Annotated in this window: 20 protein-coding genes; 2 read left to right on the top strand and 18 right to left on the bottom strand. The window is 68.3% G+C overall.

The window, feature by feature from the left end; all coding sequences use genetic code 11:
* Positions 1-14 precede the first annotated feature (14 nt).
* The 16 genes from ACFV9C_RS16080 to ACFV9C_RS16005 all read right to left on the bottom strand — a co-directional run bounded on the left by ACFV9C_RS16080 (position 15) and on the right by ACFV9C_RS16005 (position 16,452).
* A complete protein-coding gene (locus ACFV9C_RS16080; RefSeq protein ID WP_380194266.1) occupies positions 15-842 on the bottom strand; it encodes a PaaX family transcriptional regulator C-terminal domain-containing protein in 828 nt (275 codons plus the stop codon).
* A 30-nt stretch (positions 843-872) separates the two neighbouring features.
* The gene (locus ACFV9C_RS16075; protein WP_380194264.1) at positions 873-1,643 is read right to left on the bottom strand and encodes an enoyl-CoA hydratase/isomerase family protein; all 771 of its coding nucleotides are present in this window, start codon (positions 1,641-1,643) and stop codon (positions 873-875) included.
* A 9-nt stretch (positions 1,644-1,652) separates the two neighbouring features.
* Entirely contained in the window at positions 1,653-2,402 is a 750-nt protein-coding gene (locus ACFV9C_RS16070; RefSeq protein WP_380194262.1) for an SDR family NAD(P)-dependent oxidoreductase, read from the bottom strand.
* The gene (locus tag ACFV9C_RS16065; protein ID WP_380194260.1) at positions 2,399-3,325 is read right to left on the bottom strand and encodes a hydroxymethylglutaryl-CoA lyase; all 927 of its coding nucleotides are present in this window, start codon (positions 3,323-3,325) and stop codon (positions 2,399-2,401) included. Before ACFV9C_RS16065 ends, ACFV9C_RS16070 begins: the two co-directional genes overlap by 4 nt.
* Positions 3,322-4,563 (bottom strand): acetyl-CoA hydrolase/transferase family protein, encoded by a 1,242-nt coding sequence (locus ACFV9C_RS16060; protein WP_380194258.1) that lies wholly within the window; start codon positions 4,561-4,563, stop codon positions 3,322-3,324. Before ACFV9C_RS16060 ends, ACFV9C_RS16065 begins: the two co-directional genes overlap by 4 nt.
* A complete protein-coding gene (locus ACFV9C_RS16055) occupies positions 4,560-5,738 on the bottom strand; it encodes a thiolase family protein (RefSeq protein ID WP_380194256.1) in 1,179 nt (392 codons plus the stop codon). Before ACFV9C_RS16055 ends, ACFV9C_RS16060 begins: the two co-directional genes overlap by 4 nt.
* Positions 5,738-6,487 (bottom strand): SDR family NAD(P)-dependent oxidoreductase, encoded by a 750-nt coding sequence (locus ACFV9C_RS16050; protein ID WP_380194254.1) that lies wholly within the window; start codon positions 6,485-6,487, stop codon positions 5,738-5,740. The genes ACFV9C_RS16055 and ACFV9C_RS16050 overlap by 1 nt, the downstream gene beginning before the upstream one ends.
* Positions 6,487-7,653, bottom strand: a complete 1,167-nt coding sequence (locus ACFV9C_RS16045) for an acyl-CoA dehydrogenase family protein (RefSeq protein ID WP_380194252.1) — start codon at positions 7,651-7,653, stop codon at positions 6,487-6,489. The genes ACFV9C_RS16050 and ACFV9C_RS16045 overlap by 1 nt, the downstream gene beginning before the upstream one ends.
* Positions 7,654-7,709: 56 nt before the next feature.
* Positions 7,710-8,753, bottom strand: coding sequence for an acyl-CoA dehydrogenase family protein (locus tag ACFV9C_RS16040; RefSeq protein ID WP_380194250.1), 1,044 nt, complete (start codon positions 8,751-8,753; stop codon positions 7,710-7,712).
* Positions 8,753-10,642 (bottom strand): AMP-binding protein, encoded by a 1,890-nt coding sequence (locus tag ACFV9C_RS16035; protein ID WP_380194247.1) that lies wholly within the window; start codon positions 10,640-10,642, stop codon positions 8,753-8,755. Before ACFV9C_RS16035 ends, ACFV9C_RS16040 begins: the two co-directional genes overlap by 1 nt.
* A complete protein-coding gene (locus tag ACFV9C_RS16030) occupies positions 10,639-11,796 on the bottom strand; it encodes an acyl-CoA dehydrogenase family protein (protein WP_380194245.1) in 1,158 nt (385 codons plus the stop codon). The genes ACFV9C_RS16035 and ACFV9C_RS16030 overlap by 4 nt, the downstream gene beginning before the upstream one ends.
* Positions 11,796-13,436: an AMP-binding protein gene (locus ACFV9C_RS16025; RefSeq protein ID WP_380194243.1), complete on the bottom strand. Its 1,641-nt coding sequence runs from the start codon at positions 13,434-13,436 to the stop codon at positions 11,796-11,798. The genes ACFV9C_RS16030 and ACFV9C_RS16025 overlap by 1 nt, the downstream gene beginning before the upstream one ends.
* Positions 13,433-14,239: an alpha/beta hydrolase gene (locus ACFV9C_RS16020; RefSeq protein ID WP_380194241.1), complete on the bottom strand. Its 807-nt coding sequence runs from the start codon at positions 14,237-14,239 to the stop codon at positions 13,433-13,435. Before ACFV9C_RS16020 ends, ACFV9C_RS16025 begins: the two co-directional genes overlap by 4 nt.
* 76 nt (positions 14,240-14,315) lie before the next feature.
* Complete coding sequence (locus tag ACFV9C_RS16015; protein WP_380194239.1) at positions 14,316-15,092, bottom strand: enoyl-CoA hydratase/isomerase family protein; 777 nt, start codon at positions 15,090-15,092, stop codon at positions 14,316-14,318.
* Positions 15,089-16,060: a zinc-binding dehydrogenase gene (locus ACFV9C_RS16010; protein ID WP_380194237.1), complete on the bottom strand. Its 972-nt coding sequence runs from the start codon at positions 16,058-16,060 to the stop codon at positions 15,089-15,091. The genes ACFV9C_RS16015 and ACFV9C_RS16010 overlap by 4 nt, the downstream gene beginning before the upstream one ends.
* 5 nt (positions 16,061-16,065) lie before the next feature.
* The gene (locus ACFV9C_RS16005; protein WP_380194235.1) at positions 16,066-16,452 is read right to left on the bottom strand and encodes a hypothetical protein; all 387 of its coding nucleotides are present in this window, start codon (positions 16,450-16,452) and stop codon (positions 16,066-16,068) included.
* A gap of 79 nt (positions 16,453-16,531) precedes the next feature.
* On the opposite strand from ACFV9C_RS16005, the gene ACFV9C_RS16000 reads away from it, so the two are divergent.
* Positions 16,532-17,326, top strand: coding sequence for an enoyl-CoA hydratase-related protein (locus ACFV9C_RS16000; RefSeq protein WP_380194233.1), 795 nt, complete (start codon positions 16,532-16,534; stop codon positions 17,324-17,326).
* Between the two features lies 1 nt (position 17,327).
* Positions 17,328-18,203, top strand: a complete 876-nt coding sequence (locus tag ACFV9C_RS15995; RefSeq protein WP_380194231.1) for an SDR family oxidoreductase — start codon at positions 17,328-17,330, stop codon at positions 18,201-18,203.
* Here the strand turns inward: ACFV9C_RS15995 and ACFV9C_RS15990 are convergent.
* Together ACFV9C_RS15990 and ACFV9C_RS15985 are read right to left on the bottom strand one after the other, a co-directional pair.
* On the bottom strand, positions 18,196-19,113 hold the full coding sequence (locus tag ACFV9C_RS15990) for a hypothetical protein (protein WP_380194229.1): 918 nt from the start codon (positions 19,111-19,113) through the stop codon (positions 18,196-18,198). The two genes, ACFV9C_RS15995 and ACFV9C_RS15990, sit on opposite strands and share 8 nt — an antisense overlap.
* Positions 19,113-20,102, bottom strand: a complete 990-nt coding sequence (locus ACFV9C_RS15985; RefSeq protein WP_380194227.1) for a phosphotransferase family protein — start codon at positions 20,100-20,102, stop codon at positions 19,113-19,115. Before ACFV9C_RS15985 ends, ACFV9C_RS15990 begins: the two co-directional genes overlap by 1 nt.
* Positions 20,103-20,106 lie beyond the last annotated feature (4 nt).

The following is a 20,106-nucleotide window of genomic DNA, read 5'->3' as shown; positions in this document are numbered from 1 at the left end:
AAAGATGTATAACCTCAGGCGTTGAGCAGGTCGTTCCAGCGGGTGTGGGCGGCGGTGGACCACTGGTCGCGGCGGGTGCGGAAGAGTTCGGCAGCCTCGCGACCGACCCAGTTCGGCAGGAGTTGCTCCGGCAGTTGCGGGTCGAGGCGGAGGAACCGCTGGAGCAGGTTGCGGAGCTCGATGTGGCGGAGCAGCACGTCGTCACCTCCTGCCGGCCGGTGGCCGCCGTACTGCTCGAGGAAGTTTCGGTAGTGATCGGCCAGCTCGGTCAGATCCCAGGCACGCCGGACGATCTGTGCATCGGTCAGTCCCACGTCCTCGGTGCGGCCGGAGAAGCAGATCGCGGTGTCGGTGAGCTCGAAGCGGGTGATCAGGTCCCGGAGCTCGTCGACCGATTCGGCGTGCGGGGTCAGCCACAGGCCGGGAGTCGGGTTGCCCATCCGGAGCCAGGTCAGGCCGCCGTACAGGCGTTTGCGGGTGGTGCGTTCGTTCTGCGGCAGCGAGACGAGGAGGATCAGCCAGCGTCCGTCCCAGGACACCGGTGCGGAGATGAACTCCTCCGAGCGGCGCTGCCCTTCCTCGACCACCGCGCGTCCTGCGTTCGTGAGTCGCCAGCGCACCGCGCGACCTTGCCGCTCGCTCTCGATCCACCCGGCCGCCGCCGACCGCGCGATCGCCTGCCGTGCCGCGTGCTCCTCGACGCCCAGCCCACCGAGGACCTTCAGCAGCACAGTCGTCCACGCCGCCCCGTCGGGATAGGTGAACTCCCCCAGCACCGTGAGCAGATAGGACCGCGCACTGGCGCGCGGCAAAGGCGACTCGATGGGGTCTGCGGAGGTCACCCGCCCATCTTCGCCGATGCCCGCGCGCAGTCAGCTGAAGTTCGGTGGGCGTTTGGCGAGGAAAGCCTGGATGCCTTCCGTGGCCTCGCCGTGTTCGAAGAGCCCTTGTTCTTCGTCGGCTTCGGCCTGGAGGCCCTCGTCGAGGGGCAGCGCGTAGGAGGTGTCGACCGCGCGGATGACGGCGAGTTGGGCCGGGAGCGACGACGTGACGAGGTCGGCTGCCAGGGCAAGTGCCTCCTTCACGACATCGTCGTCTGTCAAGCGGTCGACCAGACCGATGGCCAAGGCTTCAGCAGCAGGGACCTGGCGCGCGGTGAGCATGATGTCGAAGGCTCGACCGCGACCGACCAGGCGAGGCAGGCGCTGCGTGCCGCCCGCGCCCGGGATCAGGCCGAGCTTCACCTCAGGCAGCCCGAAGGCAGCACGCGGTCCGCTGACCCGCAGCGTGCAGGCCATCGCCAGCTCCAGACCACCGCCCAGGGCCAGACCGTCGACGGCGGCGACGGAGATCCACCCGGCGCCGGCCAAGCGGTCGTTGACCGCGCGCATCTGGTTGCCGTACGCAAGGAACGACTCCGCGTCGATGGTGGACAGGTGCAAGATGTCGGCGCCGGCCGCGAAGAACCCGTCGAGCGCCGACGCGATGATCATCACCTTCACGTCGCCGGATTGTTCCGCCGCGTCGAGGGCGGCGTGCAGCCCATCGAGGATCGGCACGCCGAGCGCGTTCGCGGGCGGCCGATCCATCGTCACGATCCACACACCGGGACTCGCTGCGCGCCAGCTCACCACCTCAGGCATTCGACCCCCTCAGGCCATGGTCAGGCCGCCGCTGACCGACAGCGTCTGACCGGTCACGAACGCGGCGCCGTCGGAGGCAAGGAAGGCGACTGCCGGGCCGATGTCGTCCGGTCTGCCCAGTCTCTTCATCGGGACCGCCCGGGTCATCCCGGCGATCACCTTCTCCGCGTCGCCCGCGCCCTCGGCGAACTTCCGCAGGGCCGGCGTGTCCGTAGGCCCGGGGCACACGGTGTTCACGGTCACGCCCTTCGCTGCCACCTCACGGGCAAGTGTCTTGCCGAAAGCGATGATGCCGCCCTTCGCACCTGAGTACACGGCTTCCAGCGACGAGCCCACCCGGCCGGCGTCCGAACCGATGTTGACTACCCGCCCGAAGCCTCGCTCGGCCATGCCGGGTACGACCGCCTTGAGCACGCGCAGCGCGCCCTTGAAGTTGATGTCGAGGATCTTGTCCCAGAACTCCTCGGTCGTGTCGAGGAACGGCATGAAGTCGTCCCACCCGGCGTTGTTCACCACGACCTCGATCGGGCCAAACTCGGCCTCGACCGTGCGGACGGCCGCCTGGACCGAGTCGGTCCGGGTCACGTCGATCTCGACCGCGATCGCCGTACCGCCGGCAGCGGTGATCTCCTTCGCGGTCTGCTCGGCGACCGGCAGGTTCAGGTCGGCGACAGCGACCTTGAAGCCGGCCTCCGCGAGGGACGTGGCGATCCCCCTGCCGATCCCCTGCGCGGCGCCGGTGACGATGGCGACTCTCATGCGTTCTCCTCCGAAGGTGACGGGTACCAGCGCACCGGACCGGCGACGATCGAGTGACTGGTGAGCTTGCGGCCGAGCACGTCCTGCGCCAGCCGGGCGGCGTCGATCACGGCCTCCAGGTCGAGGCCGGTGCCGACGTCCATCTCGTGGAACATGCTGACCAGGTCCTCGGTGGCGATGTTGCCGGTCGAACCGGCCGGCACCGGGCAGCCGCCGAGTTCGCCGAAGCTGGACTCGAAGCTGGTGCAGCCGGCCTGCAGCGCGGCGTACGCGTTGGCCAGTCCTTGTCCGCGGGTGTTGTGGAAGTGGGCGGTGACCTCGACACCGGGCAGCCGTTCCAGCGCCGCGGCGAAGAACTTCGAGGCGTACGCCGGATTGCACATGCCGGTGGTGTCGCCGAACCCGATCTCGGTCGCGCCCGACTCGGCGAAGTCCTCGGCGAGACCGAGTACGCGGTCCATCGGCACGTGGCCCTCGTACGGGCACCCGAACGAGGTGGCGATCACCGCGCAGAAGCGCAGGTCGTCGGCGACGATCCGCTTGCCCATCACCTTCACGTCGGCCATGGTCTCCTCGACCGTGCGGTTGATGTTGCGCTTGTTGTGAGTCTGCGACGCACTGACGAACAGCGCCACCTCCTCGAACAGCTCGCGCACCGCCAGCGCATTGTCGAGGCCCTTGCTGTTCGGCACCAGCACCATCCGGTCGACACCGTCCGGCAGGTCGATCCCCCGCAGTACGGCGATCCCGTCGGACAGCTGCGGGATCACGTCCGGGCGGACGAAGCTGGCCACCTCGATCCGGGTGAACCCGGCCCGGCCGAGGGCATTGATCAGCCGGATCTTGTCCGCGGTCGCGATCGTCTCCGGCTCGTTCTGGAAGCCGTCCCGCGGGCCGACCTCCCGGATCCGAACACTCGTCATGACAACTCCGCCAAGGTCTGTTCGAGGGCTTCGCGGTGCGCCGGGGCCGCGACCGCGATCAGCCGGCGGGCGCGCTCGGCGACTGTGCAGCCGGTGAGCAGGGCAACGCCATACTCGGTGACGACCGCGTCGACATCCACCCGTGCCGTCGTCACCACTGCGCCACGCAACCTGGCGTTGATCGTCGACTCTCCGGCGATCTCCGAGCGCAGTGCGATCACCGACCGGGCACCGGTGAGTGACGCGGCCCGGCTGAAGTCGACCTGACCGCCGACCGCACCGATGTGGACCCCACGGCGCAGTTCGGCGCCTACCTGGCCGAGCAGATCGACCTCGATCGCCGAGTTGATCGAGACAAGCGAACGCAGCTGCGACAGCACCGCCGGCGCGTGCGTATAGCTGGCCGGCCGAAACTCGATCGGATATTGCGGCAATGCGTCGTACAGCTGTGTACTTCCCAGGGCCGCACCGGTCACGACGACACCCGGATCGATCTCCTTGCGCGCCCCGGTGACGACGCCCTTCTCCACCAGGGCGACGACCCCGTCGGTGACCATGCCGGTATGGAAGCCGAGGTCGGTGTGTCCGGTGAGCGATTCGAGTACGGCGTTGGGCAGCGAGCCGACCCCGAGTTGCAGAGTGTCGCCGTCTCCGACCAGTCCCGCCACGTTGTCGGCGATCGCCCGGTCCACCGCGTCCGGCTCCCGGACGGGTGCCTCACGCAGGGGCCGGTCCGTCTCCACGACACCGGCGAACGCGGACAACGGCAGGCTCGGGCTGCCTTTCGTGCGCGGCATCCGATGGTTGACCTCGGCAACCAGAGTCCGGGTGTATCTCAGCGCGTCGGCGACGTACTCCACGCCGATGCCGAGCGACACCGTCCCGTCCGCGTCCGGCGCCGAGACCTGCAATAGTCCGACGTCACACGGCAGCAGTCCGCGCTCGAACATCCGCGGCAACGCCGAGTAGTGACACGGTACGACGTCCAGCAGGCCGTGCCGCGACAGTCGTCGCAGCTCCCCCAGACCGCCGTACGAGAGGACAGTGAGGCCATCTGGCACCGAATCGGGCAGATCGCCCGACAGCCGGTCGTTCCAGGTGAGGCCGCAGAACACGCGGATCGGACCGATAGCGTCGACCTGGTCGAGCAGCGCGTTGACGAGTGGCTCCGGCTCGGCCCCGCCCTGACCCCACCAGACGCCGTCGCCGGACGACACGTACTTGCTCAGGTCGATCATGGATCCACCCGCTGGACGAGCGTCGCCGTACCGAGACCGCCTCCGCAGCACATGGTGACCAGCCCGATCTCGGCGTCCCGGCGTTCCAGCTCGGCGAGCAGGGTGCCGAACAGACGCGCACCTGATGCGCCGACCGGATGACCGAGGGCGATGGCGCCACCGTTGACGTTGACGCGGTCCATGTCGGGCTTGAGCTCACGCTCCCAGGCCAGCACCACCGAGCTGAACGCCTCGTTGATCTCGACCAGGTCGATGTCGTCGATCGTCATCCCGTTTCGTTCGAGGAGCTTGTGGGTCGCCGGGATCGGACCGGTCAGCATGATGATCGGATCGACGCCGACCGTCGTCTGGTCGAGGATCCGTGCCCGCGGCCGCAACCCGTGGCGCTCGGCACCTTCCGGTGATGCGATCACCAGGCCGGCCGCACCATCCGACATCGGCGACGACGTACCCGCCGTGATCCGCCCGTCCGCCCGGAAGACGGTCTTCAGACCCGCCAGCGTCTCGAGCGACGTCTCCGGGCGGATGGCCTGATCACTGGTACGACGCTCGCCGTCGAGATCGAGCGGGATGATCTCGCGCTCGAACCGCCCGGCCGCCACCGCCTCGGCAGCGAGCCGATGCGACCGGACCGCGAAGTCGTCCAGCTGCGTGCGACTCAGGTCCCAGCGCTCGGCGATCAGCTCCGCGCTCTCCCCCTGCGGCACGAAGTCGTACCGCTCCCGCAGTGCCGCCGGCCAGGGATCGCCGTACAGCTCGGAGATCTTCGCGGGCGAGTTCATCGGCACGTGTCCCATGTGCTCGACGCCACCGGCGATCACGACGTCATGCGTGCCCGAGGCAACCAATGCGGCCGCCATCTCGACCGCGGTCTGCGCCGAGCCGCAGCGGCGGTCCAGCACGGTGGCCGGAACCTCCGGCGGGTGGCCCGCCTGCAGCCAGGCATTGCGGGCGACATTGCGCGACTGCTCGCCGAACGGCGCCGTACAGCCGATGACGAGGTCCTCGACCGCTGACGGCGCGAGGCCCGTGCTCGTGATCAGGGCGTTGTAGACCGAGCCCAGCAGCTCATTGGGGTGGGTGTCGCGATACCAGCCACGCTCGGGGTGTGCCTTGCCCATCGGAGTACGGAGCGCCTCGACGATGAGCGCTTCCCGGCCTGTCATGCGGGTCATCAGATGACCGTCCCTCCGTCGACCGGCAGCACCTGGCCGGTGATGTACGACGCGGCGTCGGAGGCGAAGAACACGAACGTCGCCGCGATCTCGTCCGGATCGGCCCAGCGTCCGAGCGGGATGCGTGCCAGCGTCAGCTCGGCGAGCTTCTCGTTGCCGCGGATGTTCTCGGTCATCGCGGTCGCCGCCAACGGCGCGAGCGCGTTCACGGTGATCTGCTTGCGGGCCAGCTCCTTGGCCAGCGACTTGGTCAGGCCGACAACTCCGGCCTTGGCCGCGCCGTAGTTGGCCTGGCCAATGGTCCCGACCAGACCGGCAGCTGAGGTGACGTTGATGATGCGGCCGGTGCCGTTCGTAGCCAGGTACGGCAAGGCGGCCTGGCTGACGGTGAAGGTTCCGCCGACATGAACGCCAAGGACCAGTTGGAACTGCTCGGCGGTCAGCTTCGGGAACATCGCCGGGGCGATCACCCCGGCGTTGTTCACCACGATGTGCAGGGTGCCGCCGGTCAGATCTGCAGCCTGGCCGGCGGCACGGGCGGCTTGCTCGGCATCACGGACGTCGAGCACCGCGGACTCCGCCCGGCCGCCGGCCGAGACGATCTCGTCGGCGACGGCCGCCGCCGAGTCCTTGTCGAGGTCGGTCACGAGAACGGCAGCGCCCGCGGCGGCGAAGGCTCTGGCGACCGCTGCACCGATGCCGTTGCCCGCACCCGTCACAAGGGCCGACCGGCCTTCCAGTGAGAACATCAGTAGCTCCGCGGAAGGCCGAGGACGTGCGAGCCCAGATAGTTCAGGACCATCTCTTGGCTCAGTGGCGCGATCTTGAGCAGCCTCGCTTCCCGGAAGTACCTCGCGACGTGGTACTCCTCGGCGTACCCCATCCCGCCATGCGTCTGCAGCGCCCGGTCCGCGGCGTCGAAGCCGGCGTCGGCGCAGAGGTACTTCGCGGTGTTCGCCTCGCGACCACAGGGGCGGCCGTTGTCGTAGAGCCACGTTGCCTTGCGCAACGCCAACTCGGCCGCGTCGAGCCTGGCCAAGGAGTCGGCCAGCGGGAACTGGATGCCCTGGTTCATACCGATCGGCCGCTCGAACACCACGCGTTCGTTCGCGTAGCGGACCGCACGCCGCAGCGCCGCCCGGCCCAGGCCGAGGGCTTCGGCCGCCACCAGCATCCGTTCAGGGTTCAGACCGTCGAGGATGTATTTGAAACCCTGCCCCTCCTCGCCGATCCGATGCTCGGCCGGGATGCGCAGGTCGTCGATGAACAGTTCGTTCGAGGTGACCGCGTTGCGGCCCATCTTCGCGATCGGCCGGATGTCGACGTGATCGCGGTCCAGGTCGGTCAGGAAGAGGGTGAGACCGTCGGTCTTCTTGGTGACGTCCTCGAACTTCGTCGTGCGGGTGAGCAGCAGGATCTTCTCCGACTCCATCGCCTTGGAGATCCACACTTTGCGTCCGTTCACCACGTAGTCCGCGCCGTCTCGTCTGGCGAAGGTCGTGATCCGCGTGGTGTCCAGGCCCGCGCCCGGCTCGGTGACGCCGAAGCAGACATGCAGGTCGCCGGTGACGATGCGGGGAAGGTTCTCCTGCTTCAGCTCCTCGGAGCCGTGCAGGATCACCGGGTGCATCCCGAAGATCGACAGATGCATCGAGCTTGCGCCGTTCATGCCGGCGCCTGAAGCCGAGACCTCCTCGAGCAGCAGTGCGGCTTCGCTGATGCCGAAGCCGTGTCCGCCGTACTCCTCCGGTGTGGTGATGCCGAGCCAGCCGCCGTCGGCGAAGGCCTGGTAGAACTCGGCCGGGAACTCGTGCGCGGCGTCCTTCTCCATCCAGTACTGGTCGTCGAACTTGGCGGCCAGCTCGGCGACAGCGCGACGGATCGTCGCCTGGTCCTCGGTGAGCTCGAAGTCCACGACCGTCCCTTTCGTTTGGCTGCGGCCCGATCATAACAAATGGTCAGACCAAAAAACTAGACCAGGGTGAGTGCGTCCGCGAGTCGTTCGTTCCAGGTGGCCGGGCGGCCGTAGAGGGCTTCGTCGAGCTTGGCTCGTTTGTAGAAGAGCTGCAGGTCGTGCTCCCACGTGTAGCCGATCGCTCCATGCAGGGTCAGAGCACTGTCGGCCACTCGGCTTCCCGCCGCAGTGACCTGTGCCTTCACCGCAGCGGCGTGCAGGTCGGACTGCGGCCCGGCACCCTCCACCGACGCGGCGGCGAAGTAGACCGCCGACCGGGCCGCCTCGACCTCGACCAGCATCGTCGCGGCGGCATGTTTCACCGCCTGGAACGAGCCGATCGGTACGCCGAACTGCTGCCGCTGCTTGCTGTAGGCAACCGCCATCTCGAGCATCTTGCCCATCGCACCCAACGTGTCCGCAGCGACCAGTACGGCGGCCCGCGCCGCACACTCCCTGAGGAATGCCGAAGCATCCACGTCGAGTCGCTCGGAGGTCGCACCATCGACAACCAGGTCCGCGACCGACCGACTGCGGTCGAGCAGTCGCCGAGCGACAACACGCACACCGTCGGCCGGCACGAGCCTCAGCTCGGGCCCCTCGACCACTGCGATGAAGCTCGCTGCGCAGTCAGCAGCAAGCACCCGGCGAACGGTCCCGTGCAGGCGACCGTCCGCGTCCAGCGTGAGGCGCGGTCCCTCGCCGGGGATGCTCTCCGCGGGAGACAGCAGTACCACCGGCTGACTGGCAGGAGCCGCGGCGGGGACGCCGGCGAGAGCCGACAGGGCCAGGGTGGTTGCGAGCCAGGTCGCGGAGGGGGCGCAGGCGCTCGCGAGAAGTTCGGACGTCAGCGCGAGCTCGACGAGGCCGCCGCCTTGGCCGCCGATCGACTCGGGCAGGCCGACGCCGGACCAGCCGTCGGCGGTGAACCGGTCGGCGAACGAGCGCGAGTCGCCGGCGTCGAGCCATCGGCGTACGACGTCCGGTGGGGCGATGCCGGCGAGCCAGCCGCCAAGGCTCTCCCGGTAGGCGTCCTGTTCCTCGGACAGTTGCCAGCGCATCAGGACAGTCCCTTCACCTGCAGGCGGATCTCCTCCACGGCCTCCGGGTTCTCCGCGCCGGACAGGTCGCCCGGATCCGCGTCCAGCACGGCCGCACGGACGGCCCGGCGCAGGATCTTCGCGGACCTCGTCTTGGGCAACTGCTCGACCCGGACCACACGAGCCGGCGCGAACGGCTTCCCGAGCTCGCCGGCCACCAGGTCGGTGAGACGGATCGCCATCGCCCGGTCGTCGGCATCCGCGGCGGCGCGCCGTACCCAGAAGGCCCAGACCGACTCGCCCCTCTCCGGGTCGGGAACGCCGACGACCGCACACTCGGCCACATCTGGATCGGTGGCGAGCACGGATTCGATCTCGGCCGGCGCGACCCGCTTTCCGGCGACGTTCATGACGTCGTCCGAGCGGCCGAGGATGTACCAGCCGGTGTCGTCCACCAAGGCGTAGTCGCCGTGCCGCCACAGGCCCGGGTACGTCGACCAGTAGGCGTCACGGTAACGCTCGTCGTCCTTCCAGACTCCGCGCGTCATCGACGGCCACGGCTGCCGGCACACCAGCTCGCCCACACTCCCCCGCAGCGGCCGCCCGTCGTCGTCGACCACGTCGACGTCCATCCCCAACGCGGGTCCACCGAGCGAGCAGCTGCGGATGTCCTCGACCGGATAGGGGCAGAGGAACGAGCCACCCACCTCGGTCCCACCGGAGAAGTTGATCACCGGGACCCGGCCGCCGAAGACGTCTCGCGCCAGCCACTCGTACGACTCCGGATCCCACGGCTCGCCGGTCGACCCGAGGATGCGGACCGACGACAGGTCACCCGCAGGATCGTTGCCAGCGGCACGTAACGTGCGGATCAGCGTGGGTGAGACCCCGAGCATCGACACCCGATGGCGCTCGACCAGGTCCCACAACCGGCCGGTGTCCGGCACATCCGGCGAGCCTTCGTACAGCAGCAGCGTCCCACCGCAGGCGTGCGTGCCGATGATCGACAGTGGCCCCATGATCCAGCCCATGTCGGTGACCCAGCAGAACGTCCGCCCGGGTGCCATCTCGAACCCGTAGGCCACCTCACTCGCAACCTTCACCAGGAACCCGGCATGCGTGTGCACCGCACCTTTCGGCCGCCCGGTGGTCCCGGAGGTGTAGGCCAGCAAGAACACATCCGAGGCCGACGTGGGCTCGACGACCGGATCAGGATCGGCCGCGAGCAGGTCCGCCCACACGTCGTCGGTCACCACCAACTCGACACTCGGACAGGTCTTCAGCGCCTCGTCCAGTTGATCCTGCAAGGCGACGGTACGGCGACGGCGCATCGTGCCGCTCGTCGTGATGACGGCCTTGGCGTCGGCGTCCTGGATCCGCGCGGCGATCGCGGCCGGGGCGAACCCAGAGAACAACGGCACCACCATCGCGCCGATACTCGCCACCGCGTACATCGCGACGACCGCCCGAGGCGTCATCGGCAGGTAGATCGCCACCGCGTCGCCCTTGCCGATGCCCCGCGCCCGCAGTCCGGCCCGGACTCGCGCAACCTGGTCATCCAGCTCCGCGAACGTCAGCCGCCGTACCGTTCCGTCCTCGGTCTCGTGCACGACCGCGATCGCGTCGGGCGTGGCAGCGGACCAGCGCCCGAGCGTGGCGTCGACGATGTTGATCGTGCCGTCGACGAACCACCCCGGATACTCGATACCGCGACTGAGGTCGAGCACCCGGCTGTACGGCGACCGGAACTCGATGCCGAGGTCTGCCACCACGGAGTCCCAGAACGATCCGATGTCCGCGACCGAACGTGCTCGCAACTCGTCGGCGAATGCGACACCGAGAGTGCGCATCAGGCGAGCCACATTGGAGTCCTGGAGGTAGTCGGGCGTCGGCCGCCAGGTATATGTCATCGCGGCATCCCCAGGATTCGTTCGGCGACGATGTTGCGCTGGATGAACGTGGAGCCGCCCGCGATCGCCGTACCGCGGGCCTGGTTCGCCAGCCGCAGCCAGCGCCGGGACCGGACCGCCTCGTCGGAGGTGTCGTCGAGATCGAACTGACCGGCGAGCGGTTCGAGGGACAGCCGGAAGTCGGCCAGGTCCTCGACGAGCGGACAGAAGTACAGCTTGCCGATCGAGGCGACCGGGCCGGGCGGTCCGGACGCGCCGCTGATCACGCGCTGGCTGATCGTGCGATGCACGAAGGCGCGCGCCCACAGATCGGCCACCCGCTGACGAATCTGCGGATCATCACCGACACCCAGCTCGCGGATGTCGGCGATCAGGTCATCGACGGCCTTGGTCGTGTTGACCCGGCCGGTGGCGATCGCCACCCGCTCGAACGACAAGGTGCCCATGGCAACTTTCCAGCCGCCGTCGACGTCACCTACGACAGCGTCGTCGGGAAGGAAGACATCGTCGAGAAACACCTCGTTGAACTCCGACTCGCCCAGCAGGTGCGCGAGCGGACGCACCGTGACGCCTTCCCTGTCCATCGGCAGCAGGAAGTAGGTGATTCCCTTGTGCCGCGGGCCGCCGCCCGTACGCGCCAGCAGGATCGCATGCGCGGCCAGTTGCGCCCGGCTGGTCCAGATCTTCTGGCCCTGGATCCGCCAGCCGCCGTCCACCTTCGTCGCCTTGGTCCGCAGGGACGCGAGGTCGGAGCCCGAGTCGGGTTCGGAGAAGAGCTGGCACCAGATCTCCTCGCCGGCGAGGATCGGACGCAGGTAACGCTGCCGCTGCGCCTCCGATCCGAAATGCGCGATGGTCGGGCCGGCGAAGTCCTCGCCGATCGTGTTGAGCCGCTCGGGCGCTCCGGCCAGGTCGCACTCCTCGCCGAAGATCGCCCGCATCCGCTCGTCCAGCCCTTGGCCGCCGTATTCGCGAGCCCAGGTCAGGCCGGCGTATCCGGCGTCGTACAACATGGCCTGCCAGGCACGCCAGAACGCCGGCTTCTCGGTCAGGTCCGCGGGCTCGGGCCAGGGCAGCTCGGGCAGGCGCTTCTCCAGCCAGGTGCGCAGCTGCTGCCGGAAGCGGGCCTCGTCGGGGGCGTCGGCTAGGTCCATCAGCCCAGCTTCGCCTGGATGTCGGAGCGCAGCACGTGCTTCTGGATCTTCCCGGTCGCGGTCATCGGCATCGCCGGCACGATCTCCAGCCGCTCCGGCAGCTTCTGGGTGGCTACCTTGTGCTCGCGCAGCAGCGCGGAGATGTCGTCGAGCGTGATCGCCGGTTGCCCTTCGGCCGGTACGACGTACGCGCAGACCTTCTCGCCGAGCCGTTCGTCCGGCATCCCCACGATCGCGACATTCGCGATCGACGGATGCCGCAACAGGTGGTCCTCGATCTCGCGGGCGCTGATGTTCAGGCCGCCGCGGATGATGATGTCCTTGAGCCGTCCGGTCACCCGGACGAACCCGTCGGCGTCCATCCGGCCGAGGTCGCCGGAGCGCGAGAAGCCTTCCGGTGTGAACAACTCCGCGGTCTGCTCGGGGTCGTCGTAGTACTCGATCATGTGGCTCGGGCCGCGGTACGCGATGTCACCCTCCTCGCCGCGCGAGCGCTCAAGTCCGTCACCGCCGACCACCTTGACCTCGGCACCCTGGAGCGCCGAGCCGTCCGACGTCGCGGATCGCTCCGGCGGATCCGTGACCGTGCACATCGTGGTGAGGAAGTTCTCCGACCGTCCGTACAGGCTCAGCGTCCGGAAGCCGAGCAGGTCATGGGACTTCTCCACGATCGCGCCCGGGATCGGCGAGCCGGCGCAGACCCACAGCCGCATGCTGCTCGCGTCGTGCTTGGCCGGGTCATAGGCCCCCATCAGCATCTGCAGGAACGGGGTCGCCGTGACGGTGACCGTGCAGCCGTGCTGCTCGATCCGGTTGAGACCCTCCTGCGGGTCCCAGGCCTCCATCAGGTACGACTTCGCGCCGGCGATCAGGGGCAGCACAACGCTCGTCACCAGGCCGGTGCTGTGGGTGATCGGGGACGGCCCGAACTGGACGTCGTTCTCGGTGTAGTCGAGGCTCTTCATGATCGCCGTCGCGCTCGCCCGCACGGTGTTGAAGGTGTGGAAGCAGCCCTTCGGGCGGGACGTCGTACCCGAGGTGTAAACGATCAGGAAACCGTCGTCCGGCTCCGAGTCGGGACCTGCCTCTGCCTCCAGTGCGGACAGGTCACCGTCGACCACGAGACCGTCGAGCGACTGCTCGGATCCGGCAGCCCGCGCGACGTACACCGCGCGGAGGTCCGGCGTCGTCGACCGCAGCTCTTCGAACATCGCCAGGTGCCCGTAGCCGCGGAACTCCTCGCACGTCACCGCTGCCACCGCACCGGAGTGCCTGAGGACGTACCCGACCTCCTCCTCGCGGTAGATCGGCATGATCGGGACCAGGATCGCGCCGATTCTCGACAGTGCTGCCGCGACGACGGCGAAGTCGGTCCAGTTCGGCAACTGAACGGCGACCCGATCGCCACGCTGCACACCCTGCCGGTGGAAGCCGACCGCGAGCCGCAGTGCCTTCTCCCGGAAGTCGGCATAGGTGAGCGACGTCGTGCTGTCGAAGACGAAGGTCTGGTCGCCGCGCTGCTCGGCCTGCTCGGCGACGAGTGCGTTGAAGCTCGTCGGTGCCCAATAGCCCGCTGTGTAGTAGCCGGTGATCTGCTCCTCGGAGTACCGATCCCTGACGGTCCTGGTCGGTGCGCTCATGATTCGTTCCTTACTTCCTTGGCCAGGAAGGCCAGGACGTCCGCGATGACTTCGTCCTGGTTGGTTTCATTGAAGATCTCGTGCATCGCGCCCGGATAGACCTTCCGCTCGAGAGCAGAGCCGGCCAGGTGCTCGAATGCCTTCGCGGTCACGTCGTACGGCGCCAGCGGGTCGAGCTCGCCGTGCAGCCACAGGGTCGGCAGATCGCCGAGCGAGGGGCCGGCAGCGATGTCGGCAACGGCCGTGAAGATCGCCGACAGGGTCTGGCGGCTCAGCGGTCCGTGATGGACGAGCGGGTCGGCCAGGTAGGCCTCGCCAACGGCCGGGTCGCGCGAGAGCATCGCCGTGTCGATCGGCACCTCCGGCATCGGGTCCATCGACAGGAGCGCCTCGAAGCCCGGGTTGCCGCCCACCACCGGGCCGGTGAGCACCAGCGCGGTGAGCTCGCCGGGGAACGACTGCGCGAACCGGGTCGCGATGATGCCTCCCAGCGAATGACCGATCAGCACGATCGGCAGTCCAGGGTGGTCGGCCCGCAAGCGGTCGGCGACCTTGTGCAGGTCCGCGACCATCTTGTCGACGTCCTCGATCTCGGCCCGCTCCCCCGCGGACCCGCCGTGGCCGTGGTGGTCTCCGGCGTACACGACCGCGCCGTCGGCCACGAGCCGCTGCGCGACGTGGTCGTACCGGCCGCTGTGCTCACCGATGCCGTGCGCGAGGAGCACGCCGTACGACGGCTGTTCGGCACTCCACGTGCGAACGAAGACGTCGCCCACCGTGCCGTCGATCATGAAGGCAGTCATCCCGCCCCTCCCGAGGTAGCTGATGCCCCGAGCATGCGCCATTCGGACTAATAGTTCAATGGTCTGACCATAAATTTTAACACTGCTTCCAGACCGGATCGCGCTTGTCACGGAACGCGGTCACGCCCTCGACGATGTCCTCGGTGGTCAAGGCGAGGGCGAGCTGTGAGCGGAGCGCCGACAACGCGTCCGGCAGGCTGAGATCGCGGGTCGCGGCGATGGCGTCCTTGCCCATCCGCATCAGCAACGGCGACTTCGCCGCCAGCCTGTGCGCCCAGTCGCGGACCACGGCGTCGAAGCTGTCCGCCGGAACGACGGCGTTGACGAGGTTGAGCCGGGCCGCCTCGGTGGCGTCGATGGGTTCGCCGAGCATCATCAGCTCGTTCGCCTTCAGGCGGTCGACGTTGCGGTAGATCAGCGCCGAGATCATGAACGGAAACACGCCGACGTTGATCTCCGGACAGCCGAACCGGACGCCTTCCTTCGCGATCACCAGATCGCAGGCGAGGGCAAGGCCGAACGCCCCGGCGAGGACGTCACCACCGGCGGCACAGATCACCGGCTTCCCGAGCTCCCCGAGCCTCCGGTAAAGGCGGGGGAAGCGATCCAGCCCTGCGTACTTCCTGATCGTCGGGGTCTCGCCCGCGAAAGCCTTGAGATCCCCGCCGGCCGAGAAGATCCGGTCGTGCGACGACCCGAGCACGACCACCCGGATCGCCTGATCCGCCGCCGCGGCGTCCAGCGCGGTCAGCAACTCGTCGAGCAACTCGTCGGAGAGCGCATTGCGAGTCTGGGGCGAATCAAGAGTGATGAAGGCAATCGCCTGGTCATCCACGTCGTAGCGGACGTTCACGGCGAGAGCACCACCTTTCCGAATCCTTGACCGCTCTCGAGGTAGGCATGCGCGTCCGCGGCCTCGGCCAGTCCGAAGACGCGATCGATCACCGGCGGGCGTACGTCGTACCGGTCGAGGAAACTCAGCAGACCGGCGAAGTCGCGCGGGCTGCCCATCGTGGTGCCGATCAGCTCGAACTGCCCGAAGTAGAACGGACGGATGTCCAGTTCCGCGCGATCGCGGTGCGACGCTCCCAGGACTACCAGCCGGCCGCCCGGGCGTAGCGCCGACAACGACTCGCTCCAGTTGCCGACCGAGTCGAGAACGACGTCGAATCCACCGCTCACGAGCTTCTGCGCCGCCTCCGGCCAGGCGGGGTCGTCGTACCGGACGCCGTCGACCGCGCCCAGCTCCCGGGCACGGGCGATCTTGTCCTCCGACGACGAGGTGACAACCACTCGGCAACCCGCCGCGGCAGCCAGCGAGACGGCCATCGTCGCCACGCCACCACCCGCTCCGAGCACGAGCAAGGACTCGCCGCGTTGCAGTCTGGCGCGGGAGAACAGCGCTCGATACGTGGTCAGCCCAACGAGCGGCAACGCGGCGGCTTCCGGCCAACTCAAGCCATGCGGCTTCGGTACGACGCAACTCGGCGGAACTCGCACATATTCGGCGTAGGTGCCGGGCTGATGGTCGCCGAGGATCTCCCAGTGCGGGCCAGGGGCCGACTCGTCGTCACCCCAGCACAGCGAGGGCAGGATCACGACCTCCTCGCCCGTCTCGACATCGACACCGGCGCCGTCGGCTCCGGCGATGTGCGGAAGTGGCGAACCGTAGCGGCCCTGCCGGACCAGCACGTCGTGCCAGTTGAGTGCTGCTGCCTTCAGCCGTACGACCGCCCAGTCGGGATCAGGTCGCGGGTCCGGCATCTCCGCGAGCTGCAGGACTTCCGGACCGCCGAACTCTTTCATCACCACGGCGCGCATCCCGGTCACCTCGCATAGGTGAGGTAGATGGACTCGCCGACGGCCGCGGGTTGTTCCTGGCCGCGGACCTCGACCCGGAGACGTAATCGATAACGCACGCCGCCGTCGTCGCGTCGTACCGGATCCGTGATCGACGCAGCCAACCGGACCTCGGACCCCACCGGCACCGGCGCCAGGAAACGCACGTCGTCGACGCCGTAGTTGGTGCCGCGGGCGTGATCCTTGATCCGCAGCAGGTCCTTGAACATCACCGGCACCAGCGACAGCGCGAGGTAGCCGGTTCCGCCTGGCCCGAACAGGTCGACCATCGCCTGATCCACCCGGCGCCAGGGCGAGGCGCCGAGATCCAGCTCGGCCACCTCCGCGAGTTCGGCCACCGTCAGCTCGATCATCGATCCTCCTCGGCCTTGCCGACTTCCGCGTAGCGGTATTATGGTCAGACCAAAAGCTGAGCGTCAACGAGGAGAGCCGATGGACGACTTCACCGACGTGACCTACCAGGTCGAGGACGGCCTGGCCTGGATCACGATCAACCGCCCGGAGCGGTACAACTCGTTCCGGGCCCGGACGGTCGACGAGCTGGTGCTGGCGTTCAAGCGGGCGTGGGCGAGTGACGAGGTCGGAGTGATCGCGTTGACCGGGGCGGGCGACAAGGCGTTCTGCACCGGCGGCGACCAGAAGCAGCGGATGGAGACCGGCGACTACGGTCCCTCGCAGAGCGGGCTGTTCGAGGTGGATTCACTGCACCGCGTCATCCGCGACGTACCGAAGCCGGTCATTGCCGCGGTCAACGGTTACGCGATCGGCGGCGGGCACGTGCTGCATCTGCTGTGCGATCTGACCATTGCTGCCGACAATGCGACGTTCGGGCAGAACGGTCCGCGGGTCGGTTCGTTCGACGCCGGCTTCGGCACCGGGTTGATGGCCCGGGCGATCGGCGAGAAGCGGGCCCGCGAGATCTGGTTCCTGTGCCGCAAGTACTCCGCTGAGCAGGCGCTCGACTGGGGTCTGGCCAACAAGGTGGTGCCGGCGGACCAACTGCACAAGGAGGTCCGGGCGTGGGCCGACGAGATTCTGCAGCTCTCCCCCACTGCGCTCAAGGTGCTGAAGCAGTCGTTCAACGCCGACACCGAGCACTTCGCCGGGATCGGTCAGATGGCGTACTCCAGTCTCAAACTGTTCGGCGAGACCACCGAGGCGCAGGAGGGCATCACCGCGTTCAACGAGAAGCGCAGTCCCGACTTCTCGGTGTACCGCGGTAACTGACATGTTCAGCAAGGACGCACTCGACGGGTCGCGGATCCTGATCACCGGCGGCGGGACGGGCCTCGGACGCGGCGTGGCCAGACATCTCGTCGAGCACGGCGCCGAGGTTCACCTGTGGGGTCGCCGCCTCGCCGTGCTGGAAGAGGCCGCCGCCGCCGCTGGGCCGGGCCGCGTCCACGCGCATGCTGTCGACGTGCGCGACTTCGAGCAGGTGGACGCGACGATGGAGTCGATCTGGTCCGGGTACGGGCCGCTGACCGGCGTCGTCAACAATGCGGCGGCGAACTTCATCGCCCAGACCGAGAAGCTCAGCCCGCGTGCGTTCGAGGCCGTCACCGGCACGGTGATGAACGGGACCTTCCACACCACGCTGGCCGCCGGGCGACGGTGGATCCGCGACAGCCTGCCTGGCAGCGTGCTGTCGACGCTGACCACGTGGGTCTGGACCGGATCGGCATACGTCGTGCCGTCCTCGATGGCGAAGGCCGCGGTGCACGCGATGACGATGTCACTCGCGGTCGAGTGGGCGAAGTACGGTATCCGGATCAACGCGATCGCACCAGGACCGATCCCGACCGACTATGCCTGGGAGATGCTCAACCCGACAGACAACAGTTCCGTCGGCGCGACACAGACCGACACGGTTCCGGCCGGCCGGGCGGGGACGATCGAGGAACTCGCCAACCTGACGATCTTCCTGCTGTCCGACGGGTGCGACTACCTCACCGGACAGACGATCGCGATGGACGGCGGCCAGATGCTCGCCGGCCCGGCAACCTTCGCCGGACTCACCAACCTCACCGATGCAGACTGGGATGAGATCAAGGAACGCAGCAAGGCCGCCACGGCCGCGAGCAAGGCGCAGCGTTCTACCTGAGTGTCGGGCGGTACATGTACGACGGACTCCGGGTGAGCGCGAACTCGAAGATCCCGATGCCCGGAGTGCCGCCGTGGTCGAACTCGCACAGCCTGTCCGTGAGTGAGGTCCCGGCCGTCCGTGGGGTGACCGTGCCGTCGAGTGGGTAGACGTCGTACTCCAGACCCTGTAGCGATCCGTGCCGCCCGCCGTACCCGCCGCCGGCCATCAACGCTCCGCGGCCCGACGCGTCGACGCTGATCGTGTAGCTCGTGGCCTTGGTGGTCACCTCGACCGTGCCGGACCTCAGGTCGAGGGTTTCGTCGAAGACCAGGCCGTGGCGTACGTCGACGACAGGATCGAGCCGTCCGTCGGTGTGCATCACGGCGCCCTCCAGCAGGAGCCGTTCGCCTGAGCGGTCCTCGACGAGCAGGAAGCCGACCGAGCGATCCGGGAACTGCGCCTGGTGCCAGAGATGCAGACCGTGACCGCCACTCATCGTCCGAACACCGCGTGATCTGTCGCGTTGCCCGTACCAGCCGTCGACCTGCTGGGCGGCACCGTCGATGCTGAGAGTTCCGTCGTACCGGCCGGACTGGAAGAGGTGCTCGAACCTGGTCGATTCGCCGACCGTGATGTCGCCCGACCATGCCGGCGTACGGGCACGCCAGGTGAGGTCGAATTCGACGCCGGCTGGATTCGCGCCGAGGGTCAGGTGCCACGTTGAGTCATCGACTTGCCAGGTGAGTGGTCCACAGCTCGAACCGTCGATCGTGCTGCCGAACCGGAGGTTGCGCTGCTCATCCGCGATGCAGGCGATCATGAACCCGTCTGTGCGCTTGTGGTCCGGGTACGCGCCGACGCCGAGGATGACGCAGGGTGCTGTCGCGTCGGCGGGGTGGAGGTTGAACATGAAGCGGTCGAAGTGCATCACAGCTCCAGACCGGCTGCGCGGCTTGCGGCCTCGAGGAACGACGGCACGTGCGCCGGGTCGGCGTAGTACGGATCCTTGCCTTGCCGGCGGCTGTACTCATAGAGCACCGCGAGCTTCCACAGCGCGAAAGTCATGTACCAGTTCAGGTTGTCCAGGGTCGTCCCGGTGCGTACGGCGTACCGGTCGGCGAGCTCCTTGCGGGTCGGGTAACCAGGCTCGAGCATCGCTCGTCCGAACTCCTGGGTCGGCGTCAGTGGACCGTCCTCGTCGGGGACCGAGGCGAGGAAGTAGCCGAGGTCGAGCAGCGGGTCGCCGATCGTGGCCAGCTCCCAGTCGAGAACGGCGACGAGCTCGCCTGGGTGTTCGGCCGACAGGACGAGGTTGCCGATCCGGTAGTCGTTGTGGATGATCGACGCCCCGGACTCGGCCGGGACGTGCGCCGCCAGCCAGTCGTCGATCTCGGCGAGTCGGCTGTCTGTCACCAACTGTGCGATGCGGCGCCGGTGCCGGTCGTTGAAGCCTTCCGGCCGCCCGAAGTCCTCGAGGCCGGCCGATCGCCAGTCGACCGTGTGCAGGTCGGCCAAAGTGTCCACCAGCGCTTCACCGATCCGGCGATGTGCCGAGGCCAATGCCGGCGGTGTCTCGGTGGTGACGATCTGGCCGGCGGCGAAGGTCATCACATACAGCGGTACGTCGACCACCTCGCCCGCCTGCGCAGTGGCCAGCAACTGCGCCACCGGCACTCGCGTGCTCGAGAGCGCGCCGATGACGCGGGCCTCTCGCAGGACGTCGTGCGCACCGGGTGGGAAGGGTGGCGGTGGCGGCCTGCGGACCACCACGACGTGCTTGCCATCAGCAACGAGGTGGGTGAGGTTCGAGTGGCCGTCGCCGATCGGGGTGGTGGTGATCTCGCCGTCGGTCAGGCCTCGATCCTGTAGGTATGACGCCAGCCGGGCGCGCGGCTCGGGCGTCCAGTCCCAGGGCATCGGC

This window comes from Kribbella sp. NPDC059898 (assembly GCF_042730855.1).
GTDB lineage: Bacteria > Actinomycetota > Actinomycetes > Propionibacteriales > Kribbellaceae > Kribbella.
Note: the sequence above shows the minus strand (reverse complement) of the source record. Positions and strands in the feature narration are given on the sequence as shown.

Coding starts and splice junctions, on each gene's coding strand:
- ACFV9C_RS16025 (WP_380194243.1), bottom strand. CDS start 13,436: ATGAGCGCACCGACCAGGACCGTCAGGGATCGGTACTCCGAGGAGCAG.
- ACFV9C_RS16005 (WP_380194235.1), bottom strand. CDS start 16,452: ATGATCGAGCTGACGGTGGCCGAACTCGCGGAGGTGGCCGAGCTGGAT.
- ACFV9C_RS15990 (WP_380194229.1), bottom strand. CDS start 19,113: ATGCACTTCGACCGCTTCATGTTCAACCTCCACCCCGCCGACGCGACA.
- ACFV9C_RS16065 (WP_380194260.1), bottom strand. CDS start 3,325: ATGACGAGTGTTCGGATCCGGGAGGTCGGCCCGCGGGACGGCTTCCAG.
- ACFV9C_RS15985 (WP_380194227.1), bottom strand. CDS start 20,102: ATGCCCTGGGACTGGACGCCCGAGCCGCGCGCCCGGCTGGCGTCATAC.
- ACFV9C_RS16000 (WP_380194233.1), top strand. CDS start 16,532: ATGGACGACTTCACCGACGTGACCTACCAGGTCGAGGACGGCCTGGCC.
- ACFV9C_RS16050 (WP_380194254.1), bottom strand. CDS start 6,487: ATGTTCTCACTGGAAGGCCGGTCGGCCCTTGTGACGGGTGCGGGCAAC.
- ACFV9C_RS16020 (WP_380194241.1), bottom strand. CDS start 14,239: ATGACTGCCTTCATGATCGACGGCACGGTGGGCGACGTCTTCGTTCGC.
- ACFV9C_RS16040 (WP_380194250.1), bottom strand. CDS start 8,753: ATGCGCTGGCAACTGTCCGAGGAACAGGACGCCTACCGGGAGAGCCTT.
- ACFV9C_RS16010 (WP_380194237.1), bottom strand. CDS start 16,060: ATGCGCGCCGTGGTGATGAAAGAGTTCGGCGGTCCGGAAGTCCTGCAG.
- ACFV9C_RS16070 (WP_380194262.1), bottom strand. CDS start 2,402: ATGAGAGTCGCCATCGTCACCGGCGCCGCGCAGGGGATCGGCAGGGGG.
- ACFV9C_RS15995 (WP_380194231.1), top strand. CDS start 17,328: ATGTTCAGCAAGGACGCACTCGACGGGTCGCGGATCCTGATCACCGGC.
- ACFV9C_RS16055 (WP_380194256.1), bottom strand. CDS start 5,738: ATGACCCGCATGACAGGCCGGGAAGCGCTCATCGTCGAGGCGCTCCGT.
- ACFV9C_RS16030 (WP_380194245.1), bottom strand. CDS start 11,796: ATGGACCTAGCCGACGCCCCCGACGAGGCCCGCTTCCGGCAGCAGCTG.
- ACFV9C_RS16060 (WP_380194258.1), bottom strand. CDS start 4,563: ATGATCGACCTGAGCAAGTACGTGTCGTCCGGCGACGGCGTCTGGTGG.
- ACFV9C_RS16075 (WP_380194264.1), bottom strand. CDS start 1,643: ATGCCTGAGGTGGTGAGCTGGCGCGCAGCGAGTCCCGGTGTGTGGATC.
- ACFV9C_RS16035 (WP_380194247.1), bottom strand. CDS start 10,642: ATGACATATACCTGGCGGCCGACGCCCGACTACCTCCAGGACTCCAAT.